18 protein-coding genes are annotated in these 22,101 nt (G+C 50.7%); 6 read left to right on the top strand and 12 right to left on the bottom strand.

The genetic code is table 11. The features are described from left to right. Nucleotides 1-5 precede the first annotated feature (5 nt). Nucleotides 6-914: a sulfate adenylyltransferase subunit CysD gene (gene cysD / locus G5S52_RS15775; protein ID WP_165015697.1), complete on the bottom strand. Its 909-nt coding sequence runs from the start codon at nucleotides 912-914 to the stop codon at nucleotides 6-8. Nucleotides 915-928: 14 nt separating this feature from the next. Further along, nucleotides 929-2,350 carry a siroheme synthase CysG gene (cysG, locus tag G5S52_RS15770; RefSeq protein WP_062666570.1) on the bottom strand — a complete coding sequence of 474 codons (1,422 nt, stop codon included), beginning with the start codon at nucleotides 2,348-2,350 and terminating at the stop codon, nucleotides 929-931. 271 nt (nucleotides 2,351-2,621) lie between these two features. Here cysG and G5S52_RS15765 point away from each other — a divergent pair, with 271 nt between their 5' ends. Then, the gene (locus G5S52_RS15765) at nucleotides 2,622-4,574 is read left to right on the top strand and encodes a bifunctional 2',3'-cyclic-nucleotide 2'-phosphodiesterase/3'-nucleotidase (RefSeq protein ID WP_165015694.1); all 1,953 of its coding nucleotides are present in this window, start codon (nucleotides 2,622-2,624) and stop codon (nucleotides 4,572-4,574) included. Between the two features lie 166 nt (nucleotides 4,575-4,740). Further along, entirely contained in the window at nucleotides 4,741-5,193 is a 453-nt protein-coding gene (locus G5S52_RS15760; protein ID WP_165015691.1) for a GNAT family N-acetyltransferase, read from the top strand. Nucleotides 5,194-5,253: 60 nt separating this feature from the next. On the opposite strand, the gene G5S52_RS15755 is transcribed toward G5S52_RS15760, so the two are convergent. Continuing rightward, nucleotides 5,254-5,877 (bottom strand): LysM-like peptidoglycan-binding domain-containing protein, encoded by a 624-nt coding sequence (locus G5S52_RS15755; protein ID WP_165015688.1) that lies wholly within the window; start codon nucleotides 5,875-5,877, stop codon nucleotides 5,254-5,256. Between the two features lie 243 nt (nucleotides 5,878-6,120). On the opposite strand from G5S52_RS15755, the gene bamJ reads away from it, so the two are divergent. After that, entirely contained in the window at nucleotides 6,121-6,741 is a 621-nt protein-coding gene (gene bamJ, locus G5S52_RS15750) for a BamJ family beta-barrel-assembly machinery protein (RefSeq protein ID WP_002539493.1), read from the top strand. 185 nt (nucleotides 6,742-6,926) lie between these two features. Here the strand turns inward: bamJ and G5S52_RS15745 are convergent, their stop codons facing one another. Further along, complete coding sequence (locus G5S52_RS15745) at nucleotides 6,927-7,760, bottom strand: hypothetical protein (protein WP_235956314.1); 834 nt, start codon at nucleotides 7,758-7,760, stop codon at nucleotides 6,927-6,929. Between the two features lie 115 nt (nucleotides 7,761-7,875). Between G5S52_RS15745 and G5S52_RS15740 the strand changes: the two genes are divergently transcribed. Continuing rightward, nucleotides 7,876-8,778 carry a LysR family transcriptional regulator gene (locus G5S52_RS15740; RefSeq protein WP_165015685.1) on the top strand — a complete coding sequence of 301 codons (903 nt, stop codon included), beginning with the start codon at nucleotides 7,876-7,878 and terminating at the stop codon, nucleotides 8,776-8,778. A gap of 26 nt (nucleotides 8,779-8,804) precedes the next feature. Beyond that, nucleotides 8,805-8,963 (top strand): hypothetical protein, encoded by a 159-nt coding sequence (locus G5S52_RS15735; RefSeq protein WP_165015682.1) that lies wholly within the window; start codon nucleotides 8,805-8,807, stop codon nucleotides 8,961-8,963. A 65-nt stretch (nucleotides 8,964-9,028) separates the two neighbouring features. On the opposite strand, the gene G5S52_RS15730 is transcribed toward G5S52_RS15735, so the two are convergent. The 7 genes from G5S52_RS15730 to nosP all read right to left on the bottom strand — a co-directional run bounded on the left by G5S52_RS15730 (nucleotide 9,029) and on the right by nosP (nucleotide 19,060). After that, nucleotides 9,029-9,787 carry a phosphoadenylyl-sulfate reductase gene (locus G5S52_RS15730; RefSeq protein ID WP_165015679.1) on the bottom strand — a complete coding sequence of 253 codons (759 nt, stop codon included), beginning with the start codon at nucleotides 9,785-9,787 and terminating at the stop codon, nucleotides 9,029-9,031. Next, nucleotides 9,780-11,498: an assimilatory sulfite reductase (NADPH) hemoprotein subunit gene (cysI, locus tag G5S52_RS15725; RefSeq protein WP_046305652.1), complete on the bottom strand. Its 1,719-nt coding sequence runs from the start codon at nucleotides 11,496-11,498 to the stop codon at nucleotides 9,780-9,782. The genes G5S52_RS15730 and cysI overlap by 8 nt, the downstream gene beginning before the upstream one ends. After that, complete coding sequence (locus G5S52_RS15720; RefSeq protein ID WP_165015676.1) at nucleotides 11,498-13,321, bottom strand: assimilatory sulfite reductase (NADPH) flavoprotein subunit; 1,824 nt, start codon at nucleotides 13,319-13,321, stop codon at nucleotides 11,498-11,500. The genes cysI and G5S52_RS15720 overlap by 1 nt, the downstream gene beginning before the upstream one ends. A 314-nt stretch (nucleotides 13,322-13,635) precedes the next feature. Continuing rightward, nucleotides 13,636-14,619 carry a DUF1566 domain-containing protein gene (locus G5S52_RS15715; protein WP_165015673.1) on the bottom strand — a complete coding sequence of 328 codons (984 nt, stop codon included), beginning with the start codon at nucleotides 14,617-14,619 and terminating at the stop codon, nucleotides 13,636-13,638. Nucleotides 14,620-14,875: 256 nt separating this feature from the next. Further along, nucleotides 14,876-15,106: a thymidylate kinase gene (locus G5S52_RS15710; RefSeq protein WP_165015670.1), complete on the bottom strand. Its 231-nt coding sequence runs from the start codon at nucleotides 15,104-15,106 to the stop codon at nucleotides 14,876-14,878. A 117-nt stretch (nucleotides 15,107-15,223) separates the two neighbouring features. Continuing rightward, complete coding sequence (locus G5S52_RS15705) at nucleotides 15,224-17,854, bottom strand: hybrid sensor histidine kinase/response regulator (protein WP_165015667.1); 2,631 nt, start codon at nucleotides 17,852-17,854, stop codon at nucleotides 15,224-15,226. A 3-nt stretch (nucleotides 17,855-17,857) separates the two neighbouring features. Then, on the bottom strand, nucleotides 17,858-19,060 hold the full coding sequence (gene nosP, locus G5S52_RS15700; protein ID WP_165015664.1) for a nitric oxide-sensing protein NosP: 1,203 nt from the start codon (nucleotides 19,058-19,060) through the stop codon (nucleotides 17,858-17,860). A 312-nt stretch (nucleotides 19,061-19,372) separates the two neighbouring features. Between nosP and G5S52_RS15695 the strand changes: the two genes are divergently transcribed. Further along, nucleotides 19,373-20,041 carry a response regulator gene (locus tag G5S52_RS15695; protein WP_165015661.1) on the top strand — a complete coding sequence of 223 codons (669 nt, stop codon included), beginning with the start codon at nucleotides 19,373-19,375 and terminating at the stop codon, nucleotides 20,039-20,041. A gap of 11 nt (nucleotides 20,042-20,052) precedes the next feature. Here the strand turns inward: G5S52_RS15695 and G5S52_RS15690 are convergent, their stop codons facing one another. Beyond that, the gene (locus tag G5S52_RS15690) at nucleotides 20,053-22,083 is read right to left on the bottom strand and encodes an insulinase family protein (protein ID WP_165015658.1); all 2,031 of its coding nucleotides are present in this window, start codon (nucleotides 22,081-22,083) and stop codon (nucleotides 20,053-20,055) included. Between the last annotated feature and the right edge of the window lie 18 nt (nucleotides 22,084-22,101).

The following is a 22,101-nucleotide window of genomic DNA, read 5'->3' as shown; positions in this document are numbered from 1 at the left end:
ATCCCTTAGAAATATCCCTGACGTTTCTTCAATTCCATGGAGGCGGACTGATCGTGGTCGATCGCACGTCCCTGACGCTCACTCGAGGTCGCCACCAGCATCTCTTCAATAATGCCCGGCAGGGTGTTGGCTTCCGATTCCACAGCACCGGTCAGTGGGTAACAACCCAGGGTGCGGAAGCGAACGCTCTTGTGTTCAATCTCCTCGCCTTCCTGCAGCTTCATACGGTCGTCATCAACCATGATCAGCATGCCGTCACGTTCCACCACGGGGCGCACATCAGACAAGTACAGCGGCACGATATCGATTCCTTCGAGGTAGATGTATTGCCAGATATCAAGCTCGGTCCAGTTCGATAGCGGGAACACGCGGATGCTTTCGCCTTTGTTCACCTGACCGTTGTAGGTGTGCCACAGCTCAGGGCGCTGGTTCTTTGGATCCCAAACGTGGTTCTTGTCGCGGAAGCTGTAAACACGCTCTTTCGCGCGGCTTTTCTCTTCGTCACGACGCGCACCGCCGAATGCTGCATCAAAACCGTATTTGTTCAGCGCCTGCTTCAAACCCTGGGTTTTCATGATGTCGGTGTGCTTGGAAGAACCATGGTCAAACGGGTTGATGCCCGCAGCCAGACCTTCTGGGTTTTTGTGTACCAGAAGTTCGAAGCCATATTTCTTCGCCGTTTCATCGCGGAACTTGATCATTTCCTTGAACTTCCAGTCAGTGTCGACGTGCAGAAGAGGGAAAGGGATCTTGCCCGGATAGAAGGCTTTACGAGCCAGGTGAAGCATCACGGAACTGTCTTTACCGATGGAGTACATCATCACCGGGTTATCGAATTCCGCCGCCACTTCACGAATGATGTGGATACTTTCTGCCTCAAGCTGTTTGAGGTGGGTAAGAGTTTTGGCTTCCATTCTATGTTGTTTCCTTAGCCTAAATTAACCACGGATGGTGCACGAACATCACCTACCGCTTCGAATGATTGCTTTCCGTACCAGTTCAACTGGTCTGCGAGCTGCACCACTTCGCCGACGACGATCAATGCAGGGGAACCTACACCTTCCGCCAGCGACTCCAGCTCGTTGAGTTTGCCTTTATAGATTTTCTGATTGGTACGCGTGCCGTTTTCTATGATTGCGACCGGGGTCTCCGGGTCACGTCCATGCTGAATTAATTGCTGCTGAATATGGGCGCTTTTCATCAGACCCATGTAAATCACCAGCGTCTGGCGACCACGCGCAAGTGTCGCCCAGCGGAAACTGTCATCTTCTTTCTTGAGGTGTCCGGTAATGAACATCGCTGTTTGTGCATAATCGCGGTGTGTCAGCGGAATACCGGCATAAGCGGTTGCACCTGCTGCGGCAGTAATGCCCGGAACCACCTGAAACGGAACGCCCGCTTCCTGCAGCACTTGTAGCTCTTCACCGCCACGGCCAAACATGAAGGGGTCCCCGCCTTTCAGACGCACCACGCGGTGTCCCTTCTGTGCATACTTCACCAACATGGCGTTGGTTTCTTCCTGCGATACGCTGTGATAGCTCGCTCGCTTGCCGACACAAATCAGCTCGGCATCACGACGACAAAGCTCCATGATTTCGTCAGAGACCAGATAGTCATAAAGCACCACGTCGGCTTGCTGCATCAGTTGCAGCGCGCGCAGGGTCAGAAGACCTGGGTCACCCGGACCAGCACCAATCAACGCCACTTCACCTTGCAAGGAAACACCGTCAGTCAGTCGCTCAAGCTCTGCTTTGGCACCCTCTTCGTCACCTGAAGCAACCAGTGAGGAAAAACGGCCATCAAACGCCATTTCCCAGAATTTACGGCGACCGTTCAGGGTCGAGATTTTCTGTTTTAAGGTGTCGCGGAAATCGCCGGCCAGTTTTGCCATACGGCCAACGTGCGACGGGATAAGGGTTTCGAGTTTCTCTCGGATGAGTCTTGCTAACACCGGTGATTTACCGGCAGAAGAAATCGCAATCACAATTGGGCTGCGATCAACAATAGAGGGAACGATAAAGCTGCATTTCGGGGTGTCATCCACCACATTTGCCAGCACGCGACGTTTGTCGGCAGCTTTAGAAACCAGCTCATTCACCAGCGGGTTATCAGTCGCGGCAATCACCAGAAACACGTTATCGAGGTGCTCCGGTTTAAAGCCTTCTTTCAGCCACACCAGCTCGCCATTTTCAGCCGCTTCAATAACTTCGTGATCCGCTTCAGGCGCCACGATGGTGACAGACGCCCCGGCTTTCATCAGCATGCGCGTTTTGCGCCATGCGACTTCACCGCCGCCGACAACCAGACAAGCGCGTCCTTCAAGCTTTGCGAAAATTGGCAAGTAATCCATAGTGTCAGCCCTTTCAATCCATTGAGGCCACTATAGAGAGTTGATGTTATTACTTGAAATTCTAAAAATTCATTTTTTATAACGTTATGGCTATTAGACCTTCACTCTCATAGCGACGAAATTTTCTCCAACCGCCGCGAAGCCGCGCCAGCACTGCATTCGATTACATATCACTTAATCAAGCCATAGATCACAGTTAGAGATGAAATGTAACTATTCCTAGTCGTCGATATGCAAAATACAGGCACATTTCTGTCCTTGGGAGATAATCATGACTCTTTCAGCCCGTCCGCTTTCCATCGCTGTACTGACCGGTATGCTTACCATGGCAGGCCCAGCAATGGCGGACACCATTAAACTGCGTATCATCGAGACTACCGACATTCACACCAATGTGATGGATTACGACTACTACAAGGACAAGCCGAGTGAAAAAATCGGTCTGGTGCGCACTGCAACGCTCGTGAAGGCTGCACAAGAAGAGGTCGAAAACAGCGTATTGGTCGATAATGGTGACCTAATACAGGGCAGCCCGATGGGTGACTACATGGCTGCGAAAGGTATCGAGAAAGGCGAAGTTCACCCCGTCTACAAGGCAATGAACCTGCTGAACTACGATGTGGGTAACATCGGTAACCACGAATTCAACTACGGACTCGACTTCCTCGACCGCTCGCTGGAAGGCGCGAAATTCCCTTATATCTCCGCCAACGTGATTGATGCCAACACCGGTAAGCACTACTTCAATCCTTACATTATCAAAGAGCACACCTTCAAAGACACCGACGGCAACGCTCATCTGGTGAAAGTCGGTTATATCGGTTTTGTACCGCCGCAAATCATGGTTTGGGACAAGAAGAACCTTGAAGGCAAAGTGATTGCCGAAGACATCAAAGCCAGCGCTGAAAAGCTGGTACCTGAGATGAAAGCCAAAGGCGCAGACGTGATTGTGGCTGTGCCGCACTCTGGTCTGTCGCAAGACGAGTACAAAGCCATGGCTGAAAACTCGGTGTACTACCTTGCCGACGTTGAAGGTATCGATGCTATCGCCTTCGGCCACTCTCACGCGGTATTCCCGGGCAAAGGCTTTGACAACATCAAAGGCGTCGATAACCAAAAAGGCACCATCAAAGGTGTTGCTGCCGTAATGCCGGGCCGCTGGGGCAGCCATGTCGGTATCATGGATCTGCAACTCGACAAGAAAGGCGATGAGTGGGTTGTCACGCCGGTACAAAGCGAATCGCGCCCTATTTTTGATGGCAAATCACTGGCAGCTGCAGATATGGAAATGCGAAAAGTACTGGCGCATGACCATAAGGGCACCCGCGATTTCGTTAATCAGCCTATCGGTAAAGCTAACGACGTGATGTATAGCTTCCTTTCGCTGGTGCAGGACGACCCAACGGTACAGATCGTTAACCTGGCACAGAAAGATTACGTCGAACGCTTCATTCAGGGTGACCCGGATCTGGACGGCATTCCTGTACTGTCAGCCGCGGCACCGTTCAAAGCCGGTGGCCGTAAGAATGACCCAGCGAACTTCACCGAAGTGGAAGCGGGCGAGCTGACGTTCCGAAATGCAGCGGATCTCTACCTCTATCCAAACACGCTGGTGACACTGAAAGTGACCGGTAAAGAAGTGAAAGAGTGGCTGGAGTGCAGCGCGGGTCAGTTTAATCAAATCGACCCTCAATCCAACGCGCAACAATCACTCATTAACTGGGATGGCTTCCGCACCTACAATTTCGATGTGATTGATGGCGTGAACTACCAAGTCGATATCACCCAGCCCGCACGTTACGACGGTGACTGCAACCTGGTCAACGCGGATGCAGAGCGTATCCAGAACCTGACCTTCAACGGTAAACCCGTTGATATGGCGCAGCCATTTTTGATTGCGACCAACAACTACCGCGCGTATCTAGGAAAGTTCCCGGGCACAGGTAATGACTTCATCGCCTTCGCCTCACCGGATGAAAACCGTACCGTGGTTGCCAACTACATCAGTGCCGTGACCAAAGAGAAAGGTGTGGTTACCCCAACGGCTGACAATAACTGGTCGTTTGCCCCAATCGAAACCGACGCTGATATAAACGTGGTGTTTGAGACCTCACCAAGTGACAAGGCAGCTGATTTCGTAAAAGCCAAAGGTCAGTACCCAATGGAGAAAGTGGGCACAGATGATGTGGGCTTCGCACTGTACCGCATTGACCTGAAAAAATGATTAACAATTGGTTGCGCCAATGTTTAATTATTGAAAGCACCCAAAATTGATACAGAAAAACCGCGGCTTTGATCGCGGTTTTTTTATAAGTTATCCGGCTACCCAAAGGGAAATGGGCTATGAAAAAAGTAGCCCAAGAGATTTTTAAAAATCAGGAATAACAATAATGCAATGGATAACCCTGACCTTTGGTCAGTTGTCGACCCGGCAACTTTATGACCTATTGAGGTTGCGCACCGACGTGTTCGTCGTAGAACAAAACTGTCCGTATCCGGAGCTGGACGGCCATGACACCCACCCCGAAACCCGACACTTGCTCGGATACCGTGATGACAAAATGACAGCCTACGCCCGTATTCTGCCAGCCGGTCTCACCTATCCGGAAATGAGTATCGGACGCATTGTGACCGCCAATACCGAACGCGGAAACGGCTGTGGCAGTGAGCTGGTCAAACAGGCCATCATTCAGGCACATGACGTGTGGCCAAAAGCACCGATCACCATTGGTGCTCAATATCACCTGCGGGAGTTCTATCGTCGCCACGGCTTTGAAGAAATTTCCGAGCAGTATCTGGAAGACGGGATTCCGCACATCGACATGCGCCGCGTCACAGCCTAATTGGCGGTAAACAGACGTAAAAAAGGCTGCCCAATGGCAGCCTTTCTCTGTTTTCAGCATTTACTTGCGGCGGGCAAAACTGCCATCTGACAGCCTGAAGAAAATCACCGACGCCCCAGAAGTTTCAATCTGCAGCATGTCCAAGGAACCTTGGTCATTACGCTTAAAGCGAAGCAATTGTCCCGGCTGGATTCGGCTGAGAGGCTTATCGTCACCCTCAATCGCTGAGATGGCGTAAAGGTCTGGCAGCGGCAAGTCCTGTGCACGGAAGATGTTAGACAGCGTATCACCGCCTTTCACCTCATAGTTCACCCAGTCCGTATTCACGGTTTGTGCGCCCACTGTCTGCGTGGCGATGACTTGCTCACCGTCGGCATCAAAGCCTTCATCGTTGCTGGCTTCCTGCTGCCCAACCGCAAGTGGTACTGGCACACGCTCTCCGGCTGTATTCGTTTCAGGGGCTGTGTCATCGCTTGATGGCCAAAGCAAAAGCACCACCAACAACGCGCCCAACACTGAAATCGCCGTACGGTGCAGTTTTGGCAAGGATTGCCAGTAAGGTTGAACACGTTCAACCAGCGGACTCAGCGAGGCCTTCGCTTTTTCTATTGCGCTTTTGATTGCCTCGCCCAGAGGCGGCGTGGCGGATGCTGTTCCTTTTTCGCGCTTTCCTTTCAAGGTCATTACCTCTCCCAATTTCCTCATGGGGTAGTTCCAGTATCTCAGTCAATCCAATAAGTCTGAATACTAGATCTGCAATATCAGCAAAATGTCAGCCAGTCGGCTTAACCTAAACAATTGTCTGACATTTGTACTTTCAAAGAATTCCGTCTGAATTACAACCTTGCGACTGTAAACCGATTTGTCCCAGATAGCTTGAAACTGTTATCCTTGCCCACTTTAAACCCGCAAATAAAGAGAGACGACATGTCTGATGTAAAACTGGAAACCGTAGAGCAGAAAGCTAGCTACGGCATCGGTCTGCAAATGGGTCAGCAACTGGCAGGTTCTGGTCTGGAAGGTCTGAACGTAGATGCAATCGCGAAAGGTATCGCAACCGCTCTGGCGGGTAACATGCCTGAGATTGAGATCGACGAGATCAACAACGCACTGCGTGAACTGCACACCCAAGCAGAAGAAGTTCGCCAAGCGGCAGCAAAAGAAGCAGCAGCAGAAGGCGAAGCTTTCCTGGCTGAGAACGCGAAGCGTGACGAAGTGACCGTGACCGAGTCTGGCCTGCAGTACGAAGTACTGGTTGAAGGTAACGGCGAAATCCCGACTTCTGACAAGCAAGTACGTGTTCACTACCACGGTACTCTGACTGATGGCACTAAATTCGACAGCTCTGTAGAGCGCGGCCAGCCAGCAGAATTCCCAGTGACCGGCGTGATCAAAGGTTGGGTTGAAGCTCTGCAAATGATGCCTGTTGGTTCTAAGTGGAAACTGTACATCCCACAAGATCTTGCATACGGTGAGCGCGGTGCGGGTGCAGCAATCCCTCCTTTCGCAGCACTGGTATTCGAAGTAGAACTGCTGGATATCCTGTAAGTTTTGCGAAAAAGAAAGCCAGCATTCATGCTGGCTTTTTTGTGCCTACTATTTCGACTTATCCTCAGCTGACTGTCGAAATCAAAGGATATAAAAATGATATTAATCTATTTGTTATAGAAAAATTCACAGAAAAGATTCATAGCCAGATAGAGCAATTATCCCGAACCGCACCGTAATAAGCCTCAGAACTGATGATTAAACTCCAGTCGCCAATCCCGTGTAGAGCCTGCGATATCTGAATCAGAAAAGTTGCCGAACAACCTGACATTCTGACGAGGGTTCATTTGGTAGCTCGCTGCCACTTCATGATGCCAACCATCCATCACTCCTTTCATATAGTGATTATCATTCAGTGTGTTGATATACATAGGATTATAATTTAGCCAAATATCGTCGGTGACCGTCAGTTTGGAGTAAGTTCCTACCACGACATAGGTAGATGGGATGGCATAGCCCACACTGCCTATCGGAGTTTCCGTGCCTCTAATTTCTGCCGTATCTGACACTGTTAAACCTGCGCCAGCCAGAGGATATAACTGAAGAGCTCCCACTGCTGGTAAAGCGTGGATTTTGCTGTATGAGGCACTTCCCAGACCGCTATCAAAGTCCCAACTGATATCTATCTGAGAGCCCCAACCTGTCTGGGTATCCAAACCAAAGTTACGGAAACGAACAGAGTCAAAGCTGTCATCACCACCAAGGTGTAAAAAATCCCCTGCCAGCCCTTTCAGCTCGATAATGTTCATCCCCATGGTGCTATCAATGCCGGTATCGTAGGTCATACCCAGTTTGAAGTTCAGACCATTATTCGTCACTCCAACGCCTGCCTGCGTGTATACGGCCAGAGGATCAGACATATCCTGCAGGTTACTTTCTTCAGCATGCACCTGAAAAGTGAGTCCAAAGGCAACCAAAGGAGTAAGCAAAAAGCCTTTGCGGGTCGAAGTGAAGGAATGGTGGGAAGCGTCCAAGCCTTGCTTGTTGGCACTGCGGGCAGCACAAGGGTTAATCATCATCTATCTCCATCGCAATCTGTGAATCATCTAATGGAGAGAAACATTACCGCCTTGACATATAATGAAAAATAAAGTCAATTTTAATGAAAATATAATCAATCGTTATGTGTTTCCTATGACCAAACCCGATTTCAATTTGCTATCCGTTTTTCTGACTGTTTATGAGCTTCGGTCGATAACCGCTGCGGCCGAATCGCTCAACATGACCCAACCCGGAGTCAGTACTGCGTTGAAACGCCTAAAAAAGCAAATTGGAGTAGAGCTGTTTGTCCGGGAAGGACGGGGGATCAGCCCGACACATGCTGCCGTTCAACTGGCCAACGACATCCGCCCTGCACTCGAACAGATGTCTCTCGCGCTGTCACATGTGAACCGTTTTACCCCGCAGACTGAGCGGACTTTTAATGTTCTGGCTAACGAAGTCGCGCTGCAATTGCTGCATGCAAAAGTCGAGCAGAGCCCTTTATTCGAAAAGTGCCGCATTCAGTTCAATCCTGTTCCAAGAACAGAAAGTCGATTACTGGAAATGCTCAGCATGCAAAAGGCTGATCTCGCGATAGATGTCGGTAAAGTCAATGGGCAGGCCTTTCAGACGCAGCCGCTTTTTGATGAGACACTCCGCCTTATTTGTGCAAAGAATCACCCTCGAATTGGTGAGAAGATTTCAAAAACGCAGTATTACGCGGAAAAACACATCACACTCAGAATCCGACGCTCAAACCTGTTTGCGGCTGACTATTTCACTAAAGAAAACCTCAGTGAACGCATCATCAGCGCTGAGTGCGAGTCTATCTCCTCCATGATGGCTCTGGTGGGAGGCAGCGAATGTGTTGGCATGACCAGCCATTTACTCGCCGAAAAATATGCAAAACTCCACAATCTGAAAGTCCTTCAGCCGCCTTTTACCAGTGAGAGCATTGTTCACCAGCTAATTTGGCACAAACGCAACCAGCACAGTCCGGCAAATTTGTGGCTGAGAAACGCGCTTTGCGAATTAATCAAAGATTCAGCAGTCTAAGCAAAAATGGAATTGGGAGAGTAGAAATGAAAGCCATGTTGATCGCCACCAGCTTGTTGCTCTTTGCTGGATGTACCGCCGAAGTTGGCCGTGAAATGGCGGAAGATGAGTGCTACCAAATCCGAAACAATGCGGACAGAGAGCAGTGCTTTAAAGACGTTGAGCGTACGTTCGAAAATTACTGATTCGTCATGAGTGGCAATAAAAAAGCGATGCTAGATAGCATCGCTTTTTTCGTTCTGTTTGGGCGTTAAATGCCCGCGCCGTCGCTCACGTCGTCTTCATGCAGACCACATTCACGCTTTAGGCCGAAGAAGCGGGTTTCTTCTTCTGACATGCCATCTTCCAGCTTACGGGTGGTATGCACATCACCGACAGACACATAGCCTTGGTCCCACAGCGGGTGGTACGGCAGGTCATGTTCTTTCAGGTAGTAGTGCACGTCTTTGTTCGTCCAGTCGATGACTGGCAGGAACTTAAACACACCGTTCTGGATACCCAGAATAGGCAATGTCTGACGTGAACTGGACTGGTCGCGGCGAAGGCCAGAGAACCAGGTGCCAACGTTCAGCTCGTCCAGTGCACGGCGCATTGGCTCCACCTTGTTCAGGCGGTTGTAGCGCTCGATGCCTTCGACACCTTGCTCCCATAGCTTACCGTACTGCGCTTCCTGCCAAGCTGAGCTCTGCTCTGCGCGGTAGACACGAAGGTCCAGTTTCAGACGCGCTGTCAGTTCATCAATAAACTGATAGGTTTCCGGGAACAGGTAGCCAGTGTCAGTCAGGATAACCGGAGTGTCCGGCTTTTCCTGTGTCACCAGGTGCAACATCACCGCCGCCTGAATACCAAAGCTTGATGACAGGGCGAACTCGCCCTGCAGGTTTTCCAACGCCCAGCGAACCCGCTCCTGCGCTGACATGCTTTCAAGCTCAGCATTGATTGGCGCCAGTTCTAAGATTTGCTCAGCCTTAGTGCGGCCAAGCAGATCGGACAGTTGAAATTTAGGCATAGAAATCCCTCTTAGAGACTTTCACTTCCGCAATAATGCCAGCGCGGATAACAAAATCACCGAAGCCTTCGCCGTCGTTGCGCTCGGTTGCCCAACGGCCAACCAGTGCATCGATCTCTTCAAGGATCTGTGCATCGGTAATGTTCTCTTTGTACATTTTAGGCACGCGGGTACCTTCACGGTTACCACCCAAGTGCAGGTTATATCGACCCGGTGCTTTACCCACCAGACCAATCTCGGCCAACATGGCACGGCCACAACCGTTCGGACAGCCAGTGACACGGAAGATGATGTGATCATCACCTACGCCGTGCTTCTCCAGCACGCCTTCAATCTCAGTCACAAAGCCCGGCAGGAAGCGCTCTGCTTCAGCCATTGCCAACGGACAAGTTGGGAAAGCCACACACGCCATCGAGTTCTTGCGCTGCTCGCTTACGCCGTCATCCATCAGGCCATGCTCACGTGCAATCTTCTCGATTTTCGCTTTGTTAGACTTCGATACACCCGCGATGATCAGGTTCTGGTTCGCGGTCATGCGGAAATCGCCTTTGTGGATTTTCGCAATCTCAGCCACACCGGTTTTCAGTGGTTTGCCTGGGTAATCCAGTAAGCGACCATTTTCGATAAACAGCGCTAAGTGATGCTTACCGTCGATGCCTTCAACCCAACCCAGACGATCACCACGATCAGTGAACTCGTACGGACGGCTTGCTTCGAACTTCACGTCTGCGCGCTTTTCCACTTCCGCTTTGAACACGTCAGTGCCAACGCGATCCAATGTGTACTTAGTCTTCGCGTTCTTACGGTTAGAACGGTTACCCCAATCGCGCTGTGTGGTCACAACCGCTGCTGCGACATCCAGTGTTTTATCCAGCGGGATAAAGCCCAGATCGTCGGCTTTACGTGGGTAAGTGCTGGTGTCACCGTGGGTCATGGCAAGACCACCACCGACCAGTACGTTAAAACCAACCAGCTTGCCATTGTCTGCAATCGCCACAAAGTTCAGGTCGTTTGCATGCACATCCACATCATTTTGCGGTGGGATCACGACAGTGGTTTTAAATTTACGTGGCAGATAGTTTGAGCCCAGGATTGGTTCTTCATCCTGATGGCCTTCTACCTTCTCACCGTCCAGCCAAATTTCCGCGTAAGCGCGGGTTTTCGGCAGCAGGTGTTCACTGATCTTGGCTGCCCACTCGTAGGCTTCCTGATGTAGCTCAGATTCCACAGGGTTCGTGGTACACAGCACGTTACGGTTCACGTCACCCGCTGTTGCTATGGAATCGATACCGATTTTGTTCAGCGTCTGGTGCATCAGCTTGATGTTTGGCTTCAACACACCGTGGAACTGGAAAGTCTGGCGCGTAGTCAGACGGATACTGCCGTACATGGTGTGTTCGGTCGCGAACTCATCGATCGCCAGCCACTGTTTCGGCGTAATAATACCGCCTGGCATACGGGCACGCAGCATCACATTGTGCAGTGGCTCCAGCTTCTGTTTTTGACGCTCTGCACGGATATCACGGTCATCCTGCTGATACATGCCGTGGAATCGGATCAGCTGGAAGTTGTCTGCGGTAAAACCACCTGTCACTGGATCAGACAGATCCTGCTCGATGGTGCCGCGAAGAAAATCACTTTCGCGCTTCAGACGTTCGTTATCTGACAATGGGCCTAGCTCTTGGCCCAACACGACTTGCTTGTCACTCATTAATACACATCCTTTTGATAGCGCTTCGCCTTACGCAGTTCGTTCAAATAGTTTTCTGCGTCTTCTCGGCTCTTACCGCCCTGCTCTTGGGCAACCGTAATCAATGCTTCATGAACGTCTTTGGCCATGTAAGTCGCGTCACCACAGATGTAGAGGTAAGCGCCATCTTGCAGCCATTGCCATACTTCTTTGCCTTGCTCGACAATCTTATGCTGAACATACACTTTCTCAGCTTGATCGCGGCTAAAGGCGAGGTCGATTTTGCTAAGCAAACCGTCTTTGAGGAATTTCTGCCACTCGACTTGATACAGGAAGTCTTGTGTGAAGGTACGGTCACCAAAGAACAACCAGTTCTTACCTTCTGCACCGCGGGCATCACGCTCTTGCATGAAGGCACGGAAAGGCGCAATACCAGTACCTGGGCCGACCATGATGACAGGTGCATTATCGTCAGCTGGCAGTTTGAAGTTGTTGTTGTGCTCGATGAACACTTTCACTGACTCTGCGTCTTCAGCACGTTGCGACAGGAAGCCTGATGCACCACCAAAACGGGTGTTATCACCGTTTTGGAATTCCACCAGACCCACGGTCAAGTGCACTTCTTCGCCCACTTCTTCCTGGCTTGAAGCAATCGAGTACAAACGTGGCGTCAGTTTACGAAGCAGGCCAGCCAGTTGCTCAGCGGTCAGCTTAGTTTTCTTCTCGCCCAGCACGTCAACCACTTGCGTGTTGTTCGCGTATTGGCGCAGTTTGTCTTTATCTTCTGCCAGCTTCTGCAGTTTTTTGCTGCCAGAAAGCTCAGCAATCGCAGCCACTTGCTGTGGATTCGCTGCGGTGATTTCGAACTTCTCGATCAGCGCCTGGCGCAGTGGAAGGGATTCACCCGCTACTTCAACCGTTTCATCGCCCGTCAGGCCCACTTTCGCGAGGATTTCATCAGCAAGTTCAGGGCTGTTGGTGTAGTAAACACCCAGCGCGTCACCCGGTTGGTAAGTCAGACCTGACTCACCCAGATCGATTTCGATATGGCGAACGTCTTTTCCTGAATCGCGGCCAGTGATTTTCTGGTTTGCTACCAGCTCTGCCGCATAAGGGTTTTGCTTGTTATAGGCAGAAGCTGCACCCGCTGTGGTTGCTGCATGCAGTGGCACAACCACTTCATCTTCACCACCGCCAATGGTTTCTTTCACTTTCGCCAGAACGTCGCTGCTCCAGCTTTCTGCTTCTGCTTCGTAATCCACGTCGCAGTCAACACGCGGTGCGATAGCTTTCGCGCCCAGCTTAGACAGGTAAGTGTCGAAGTCTTTACCGGTTTGGCAGAAGAATTCGTAGCTTGAATCACCCAAGCCCAACACCGCGTATTGCAGTTTGTCGAGTTTCGGCGCTTTCTTTGATTGCAGGAATTCGTGCAGAGAAATCGCATTATCTGGCGGCTCGCCTTCACCGTTGGTCGACGCCACGATGATAAGGTGCGTTTCTTTCGCCAGATCACGCGGTTTGTAATCATCTGCTGAATACAGAGAAACCTCTACGCCATCCGCCTTGGCTTTTGCTTCCAAAGCTTCCGCCACGCCTTTTGCGTTGCCGGTTTGAGAGGCATAAATGATAGTCAGCTTACCCGCAGGTTTCGCCGCAGTGGCAACCGCTTGGGCAAGAGGTTGAGGGTTAGCACCCGCTGCCGCCGGAGTTTGGCTCAAACCCCAGAAATAACCGCTGATCCAAGCCAGCTGTTGTGGCGACAACTCTGCCACGGCCTGCTGCAGTTGGCCGATCTGCTGGTCATTAAGCGGACTCGCCAGCGCAGAAAGTTCCTTGAGTAACATGTCACGACATTCCTTTATTATTGCGTGAGCATAGATTAGCTATTCGCCGTAATAACTAGAAAGAATAGAAATGCATGTTTTATAACCTTGCGTTAGATCACATGGTCATATGGAAATAGGTAAGAATCGCTGAGCAACTGAGATCTATGGGAATTCACATGGAGGAGAAACCCAGCGCTGCGCAGGGTAAGGTTGAAAAGATGTCCAGCAAAAGATTTTTGTTAGGCTGTTGTGTTTAAGTGCTACTTTTCGATGGCATTCAAACCCAGAAAATGCCCAGTTTTTCCATAAAAGAAAACGCTCCGTTTTAATTATTACGGCTGGGCAATGCATGATGCATAAATTGCTTTGCTTATTGCCGCCCCACCAGCAGCATAGCCACTATTCAAACATACCTCGGCGTATCCTGTGCCACCACTGGAAATCGTGCTCGAGTGAGTGCAAATTCCCACGGGCCAGCCATTGGCTGTCCACAAGCTTTGCCCCTTGTGTGTGCGTAATCCAGATAGTTCATCCCGGGTGGGTCTTCGCCAATTATCTCTGCCCGCAAAACTTCGCGAAGCCAGATTTTGACACCATCGATCAAATTGATTACCTGTGCCGTCTGGATGGGCCACACCACCAAGTTGATCAAACGTAGCAAACTCTCCTCCAGGAGGTCCAAATGTGCCGCCTTCCGTCCTTGTTGAGGCAAATGTCACTTCACTGTTCAAACTACCAACATTCTGCACAAATCCTTCTTGGGCCATAAAGGAAGTACTTGGTGAAGCGGTAAACCAATTGTCTAAGTTATCTGATGCCACTTTTATACAGCTGCCTGCTGCGTTACTTGTATCTACATCATTCACTCCACCATTGGCTCCCGTGCCAACGCTCACGCCAACGACATGGCCGCACACGAAAGAGTCAGTCACATCATAGCGAACCACATCACTTGTAACTCCCTCCAGACTTGCTGTTACCTGTGATGTACCAACGGTGAGGGGACTAGATAACCCTGATGTATTTACATCCACAATGCTTGTCAATGAAGATTGCCAAGTCACACTATCAGTGACTTCACGTTCAGAGCCATCCGAATACTTGGCAGTTGCAGTAAGTTGTTGAGGCAAATAAGAAGATACTGAACTAGGAGATACGATAATCTGGTACAAAGAAGCTGATGATTGATCAGCACCAGTTGACTGATCAGTACTAGTAGATGGATCTGCTGAACCACCTTTATCAAAGTAAAAATCAATGTTTTCCTTGCACCCTGCAATCAACAGAAGAATAGCAAGAACACCAACGCCTCTCATAAACTGCACTTTTCCAACAAACAAAACACTTACTGTTAAAAGTAGAACAGCTAGGATAAACATTCTCTGAGAGGAAATGATTCAAAATACAATTCTGACTTTCGAGGGTTTGACCTTTCCCATTCAGTCAATAATACCAAAAAAGAACATAGTAAGCGGTATGATATTTCCTTTCCAACCACATGGACTTACAAAATTTAATAGGATTTTTAGGTACTTGAAGGCAGCTTTAAGGCAACTATCAATGAAAAATGAATTAACTATCAACAATACGTACTTGATGGAAGCCGACATCCAACGCGTTTTCAGTGGCCATATCGACATCACCAAAGCATTGTTCAATGCCGTTGCCATCCGTTAAGGGGACCAGTCCACCACGGGCATGGCGGAATTCAACAATCCATCCATCACTGGACAGAGATGGCTCTACCACGGCTTCGACTAACATTTGCTGGGAATAGAGATTACGAAGTTCTGATTTTGTCATCGCACTTTCCTGCTGCTTTGCCAAATCAATGCGTTACGTCGAAACAAACGTAACAATAACCACACGTTTCGTTAGGAAAAGCATAGACCCGCGCCGTACGATGTGCCACAGCGGGATCTATCGATTGTGAGACGCTCCCACTCTCGCAAGAATGGGGTCTGCCTGATCGCCCGCGAGGAGGTGAACCATGGTCATTTTTAAACGCATCGGCGAAACCGGTTTGTGCATCACCAAATAGCCGCAATCACGGGCTTGATGCTGGAGTTCTTCGCTTCGGTTGGCAGTGACGATCACCGTTGGCACCTTCTGCATACGTTGCTGATTGATAGATTTTGCCAGCGATAATCCAGTCATGCCATTGTCGAGGTGGTAATCAGCAATCAACAGCTCAACAGGGCTCTGCACTGTGTCGCAGCTTATTTGCAGTTCTTCAAGCGAACCGGCACTTGTTACCTCACAGCCCCAGCGTTGCAGTAGTTCTTCCATCGCGCGGCAGATGTTAGGGTCATTATCAATCACCCAAACCCGTGCTCCTTGAAGCACCACGCTGTTATCAGAAACCAAAGATTCGACGTTACGAACACTTTGTGTCTCCGGTCTACCGTAAGGCACCAGCACAGAAAAACGAGAGCCTTCACCCGGAACAGAATCCACCGTTACCGTATGCCCAAGCACGCTGGCAATCTTGTCGACAATCGCCAGCCCTAAACCAAGCTGGGTATGGCTTTCATCCTGCTTAGCGGTTAAGCGTTTGAACTCCTGGAAAATCTCGTTCTTTTTGTCTTCTGGAATACCAACACCGGTATCCAGCACTTCAATACGAAGCCCCTCTTTGCAACGGCGGCTACCCAAGAGAATCTTCCCACTCGGGGTATAACGAATGGCATTGGTCATCAGATTGCGGATAATCCGCGCCAACAATTGAGAGTCGGTGTAAACATAGGCAGAACTATGCACATAGCGCACTTCCACACTGGTGCCTTCTGCGGCATGGCTGAAATCATCTGCGATGTTATCGAGCAGATCGCTCACTGGGAAAGATTGCTTATCAGCCCGCACCACCCCGGCATCCAGCTTGGAGATATCCATCAGCGTGGTGATGAGGGATTCCACATCTTCCAGCGAGTGCGCCAGTGAACTCACCAGTTTTCTCGCGGATGGCGACATACGGTGACTGAGTAGAGAACCGAGATAGAGTTGCGCCGCATTCAAAGGTTGCAGCAAATCATGGCTGATAGCAGCCAGGAATTTAGTTTTGGAGAGGTTTGCCCGTTCAGCTTCTTTCTTGGTTTCCAGCAAGCGCTCCTGAATCACGCGGCGCTCTTCCACTTCATCCTGAAGCTGGTCGTTCAGGGTTTGCAACTGCGCCGTCCGCTCCTGAACCCGGTGTTCCATGGTCTGGTAAGCTTGCTCAAGCTCTTCGGCATTTTGCTTGCGTTCGGTAATGTCCCAGTTGAGCACAAACAGCCCAGTGATTTTGCCATTGGAGGCCTGATTCGGCACATAGCTTTTCACCACGTAACGCGCTTCACCGGAGGCGTTATACTCCTCAATTTCAAACACCACAGATTCCCCATCCAGCGCTCGCTCGACATAAGGGCGCAACGCCTCAAAGGTCGAAGAGCGGCGTGAGACGGATATGTGCTTGCCAATCAGCTGCCCCCGCGGAAAGCCATACCATTCGTCGTAAGCGCGGTTGGTGAACTGGTAGTGAAGATCATCGCCCACATAGGCAATCAGTGCGGGCACGTTATCGGTGATCAAGCGCAGCCATTGCTCGGTTTCACGCAGCTCTTTGGCATCCAAATAGCGTTGGGTGATATCGGTGTAGGTGTTGACGTAGCCCTGATCGTCCATCGCATGGCTACGCACTTCTATGACGCGGCCATCATTCAGGGTCTGCACGCGAATGCCTTCGGGCGGACGAATTCCCCCGCGGCCAATCCGCCAAAGCGTCACCGGTGAATCTTCAGCCAGAGGCTCAATCTGCGTCCCAATCAATCGGGATTGCTCAAAACCACTCATGTCGAGGAAACGCTGGTTGAATACCTGCACTTCCCCACTTTCACTGACCATGAGCACTCCCTGAGACAGATTATCCACCATGTTCTGCAGGATGCGGCTTTTCTCCGCCATAGCCGCCTCAAAGCGCGCGGTCTCAGCCAGTTTCAGCTGGGTTATATCTGAATACAGCATTACCACGCCACCATCACTGGTCCGGCGTTCCTTGATTTGTAGCCAGCGGCCATTTTGCAATTTCAGGGTATGGCCATTCCGGTTGCCCGGCACTTCACGTACGATCAGGCCGCGGTCTTTGGCGAGTTGCTGGATTTTTTCTGGCGTCAGAGATGGCGCATTGAGGGAAATGGCATTGTCCTGCCAATAGCGTTGAAAGCGGCTGTTCGAATACACCAGCTCGCGGTTAGGGTCATAAAGTGCGAAACCGTCTGAGATAGACTCAATTGCATCGATGAAACGCTGATGCGCCTGCTCAGCATGTTGGTTGGCCTGTGTTAACTGGCGGTTGGTGGACTCAATGGAATGGAGTGCGTGGTTGAGTTCTTCGGTTTTCTCACGCACCTGATCGGCGAGCACCACGGAGTGTTGAAATGCCCCCCAGGCGTCTACCTGACCGCTGCCACCTTGCTCAACCCTCTTCACCAAGGCATCAATCATCTTTTTCTGACGCGCGTTTTCTTCCTTGAGCGCAGCGAGCTGCTGTTCGAGCGACAAGTCCTTTTCAGCCACTGATCACCCTGCCTTGCGCTCAACTGCCAGCGGCACTTTGGGCGGATGAGCGGGCGGTTTGCCTATCATCACCCCAGTCAGCGTCTGGTTCATGTGAATGCCATTGAGCTGTTCGCCATAGGTGTTGAAGCCGACGAAGTTAAATCGTTGGAACATCATTTTGGCTTTGTCACGCATCATCTTCTGTTCAATCTCAAGGCGGCGGAGAAAGCAATCACAAGCCAACGTAAGCTCAGGCTCACCAATGCGGGACTGAATCGCAGAGAGTTTGGCGTCCATATCGGCAAACAAATCGCCCGGATGCATAGCGGTAACCACAATCCCATTGTCGACTGCACAGTAAAAATCGAGGCTCAAATCCTCGTTCACTTTCTGGATAGAGCGGACGTAATACTGATCACCAATCAGCACCGCAAGAGGATGAAGGGCGTAGATTTCAGGACGGAGATCTTCGAGCGAAATACCCGCTTCCCTTGCATACACTTCCGCTGCAGGCTCGGCATTGAACTCGTGTACCCGACGCGCTGTACAATCAGCGTCAGTCACCACCAGCTTGCTATCAAGACTTTCAATGTGGTGAGTGGTGAAGACTTCGAACGGGCAATGGGTGTTAAACATGACAACGATGGCAGATTCACTGTGAAACGCGCCTTCGCTGTAAACGTGAGTATTGGCGAGATTGACGTCATCGCCAGCGGAACCACCGAAATGCGGTAACCGGCCGAGAGCCGTATCCAGTGTCACCAGAAAACGCTCTTCGTTCGGTGATAGACCATCAATCAGGGTTAAGACGAAAGTATTGGTATTGATCGGCGCTTTGAGATCTTGCTGGCAGGCATCCATCAAATCACTAACGCAAAGCTGTGCAGACTGAAGATCGAAGCCATCAAGTGAAACCCTCCGACCGCTGACCTTGAAGTCACGTCGCGAAAAGCCCAGCGCACTGATGCTGCTTTTGGCATAGCCAGAAGGCATCAATTCGCCCGCCGTGGTGCACCCCATCACTTCGCAATGGGAAAATGCCTGATTCATTTCACGGCCGAGCGGTTCCAAATCGTAAGCGGCTGAGCAGAAGAAAAGCACAAAGCCAATATCTTCGTCATCGAGCTGCATCGCCAGTTCCCGTGCGGCTTTGGCCGGGTCTAACTGGTAAGTGGCCGCACTAAAAATAGCGCGGTGCTGCGTGGAAGGTTGACGGGCTGCCATGGGCTCTCCTGCTCACTTTTAAGACAACTTAGCATGCCTATTGATCGTTGGGCATATGACTTAAGTTTAATCGCTCGCAGGTCGGAGTAACGTCATACTTAGGAAGGATATTTACAAAATTGCAAACTTTGCATATCAAAAGTTTCAAGATTGTGACACCTCGACCACTACAAATGGAATCAGGGTCACTACACTGAATAGCACGCAAAACCTTAGTGATAAAGCGGCTATTTTAGTGACGCCTTAAAGGGTCATTCTTGATGTGACACCCGTTGGGACGACGGTGTTTGCAGTATTAAAAAGGATTGAATCATGTACAAATTTCTCGTTGCAGACGACCACCCGCTGTTTCGCGATGCCTTAATAGCGGTGATACGCGGACGTTTCGAAGAGTGTGAAATCCTGCAGTCTGAAGACATTGAACGTACACTGGATGTGGCTGAGAAAAATCCCGATCTTGACCTTATCCTTCTCGATCTGAACATGCCCGGTATGGCGGGGCTCAAAGGGTTGCTTGAGCTTAGAAACCAACACCCCACGATTCCTGTTGCCATTATCTCTGCGGAAACTAACAAACAAATCATTCTACAAACCATCGCCTATGGCGCAGTCGGGTTTATCGCCAAAAGTGCACCGCGTGAAAAAATGCGGGAAGCGTTCGAACAAATTCTGGATGGGCATGTGTATCTACCTGCCGATATCATCCGTGCGGAAGGAGAGAGTGAAGGCTCACACCGGCGCAAAGAAGAACCACAATTCTCCCCAGAAATGCTCCATACCCTCACTCGTCGCCAACTACTGGTGTTGAAGTCCATGGCACAAGGCGCAGCAAACAAACAGATTGCCTACGATCTGAATATCTCCGAAACCACAGTAAAATCGCACGTCTCGGCAATTTTGAAAAAGCTTGGCGTACACAATCGAATCCAGGCCGTTGTCGGCGTTACCAATATCGACTTTGACCGCTATCTAAAGCGCTGATACTCGGGGCCTCAGTGTACGGTGGGATGTTTAAGCGCAGTTAGCACATCAGTGGCAATGTCAGCCAGACTGGTGGGTGTTACCGCGCTAAAATCCACTGCCGTTGACTGGCCAACAGATTCCAACAACGAGGTGTGGAACCGTGCGTGGGACTTCCGGTAACAAGCTGAAACCAAACCTAAACCGCCCTGACAGCGCTTTTCCAACTCAGCAAATTCCATTGGCTTTGTCAGCCCTTCAATCGCGTTGAGCAAAGCAACAAAGCTGACACTTGGGTCACTGTCCGCTACCGTGTCAAAAGCCAGTTCGTATGTCATCAAATCAATCGACACCCCAAAGCTGTAGCAACGCCCACCGAGACGGCGTTTTTTTACCATGTCGCTCGCCATCACTGCCTGGCCAAAAGTTGCAATATCGCCCGCTTCTACCGTGTGTGGGAACGAAAGCGTCACATGCATCGCGCCCTCTTCGTCTTTGTGACTGGCCATGATGTTGCCGGCACGGAAGACAGGTGTGCTGTGCGCGACATAAAACTCAATACCGTTTTGGGTATGCTGCCATTCACCGTCCAGCGCATTGATCTCATCAGCGCTCAGATGGTTGTGCCAGAAATGACGAAGCACATCGACCTGCTCTAGGGGCAAGTCCACTGTGTATCCAAGTAATAGCGCATTGGCGCAATGCCACTCGCCCATACTGCCCAGCACAGGTTTTCCTTGCATCCATGCCCAGCGCAAGGTTCGCTGCTGGCAGAGGATTAGCCAGCGTTCCAATGCTGCTTTGGTTTCTTCATCACGCGCGTTGCAACGACAGAGGATCGCCATTCGCGTCAACGGTTTACAAGGAGAAAGCCATTCGGTATTGGCAATGGAAAGCTGCGCCTCTTCAAGCAAAGGCTCACTGACATCGCCTTTAAGATAAGACGGGGCAAATGGTGTCACTGAAAAATCATGGTAAAGCCGTTGCAGTCCATCTCCCCATCGCCTAACCATGTCCCGCCCTTGTTGCAGAGAGAAATATCCGGATTGCCAGTTAACACGCCGTGAAGGCATGCGCTTTGCTACCTCCTCAACATGGCGATGAAGCGCCTCAGTATCCGCGTTTTCATCCAATCTGAAACGCAGTGCTGGTACCGGCTGAAAATCGGTAATGAGCGGCAAAAGGGTCGCCCCGTGTGTTTTCAACATTTGCTGGTTTCTCAGAGAACAAAGCGTTGGATAAAGTGCCGCCGCCCAATGTGGAGAATAGGAAAGGGTTTCAATGGATATGTGATTCTCTGATGCCACATCAGCACGCAGCGACAACTCTGGCACCTCTGTCGGCAACGGCTTCCCAACGTTGCTGAGAGATTTGGAAATCTGTCGCCAAAGCGCCACCATGGGCCAACTGCCGGCTGTGAGGATCACCATGGATTCGGGCCGATAGTAATGGTTGTGATAACGGCGAAGGTCATTGATATCCAGCAGCGGCACTGTCTCAGGCATACCGCCATATAATGGCGCACGGGGCTCGCTCATTGCCGCCTGCTCAGTGGATTGCTGGAACCGCTCGTGGCGCATGTATTCGCCAAGCTCACGATATAGTGCGCCATCATGACCATTCCCCTCTTCACGGACGATTTCATCGTCAAAATCATCGTCGGCCAGTTGCGGTGCCAGCACAGAGTCCGCCATAAACCCGATGCCCCGCAGTACTGAGTGGGGATCGTATCCAGTAAGGTGAAAACGGGTGCTTTCCTTTTGGGTGGTGGCGTTAAATTCGAGCAGCGCCAGCTCGGCGCGCAAGGTCAGAAAGGTATCAGGCTCGGGGTAGCGTGCAGAGCCGCGAAGTACCATGTGTTCAAGCGCATGAGTGATTCCGCTGTCATCATCTGCCGGCGTTGGAAACACAATCGCTGCGCTTAACCTGTCCTCATCTGACGCAGCATGATGCCAGTGCATGGCGCCGCTGACATGACGATACCCAACCCAGCCTGTTTCCAGTTGCTGTTCATCTGGCGGCAACAGCAGCCAATCCGGCGCAGCAGGATGCGGTTTCGCCATTGCGACTCCTCACTCATT

This window comes from Grimontia sedimenti, from assembly GCF_011045095.1.
GTDB classification, from domain to species: Bacteria; Pseudomonadota; Gammaproteobacteria; order Enterobacterales; family Vibrionaceae; genus Enterovibrio; species Enterovibrio sedimenti.
This window is presented reverse-complemented; position numbering and strand designations above follow the sequence as displayed.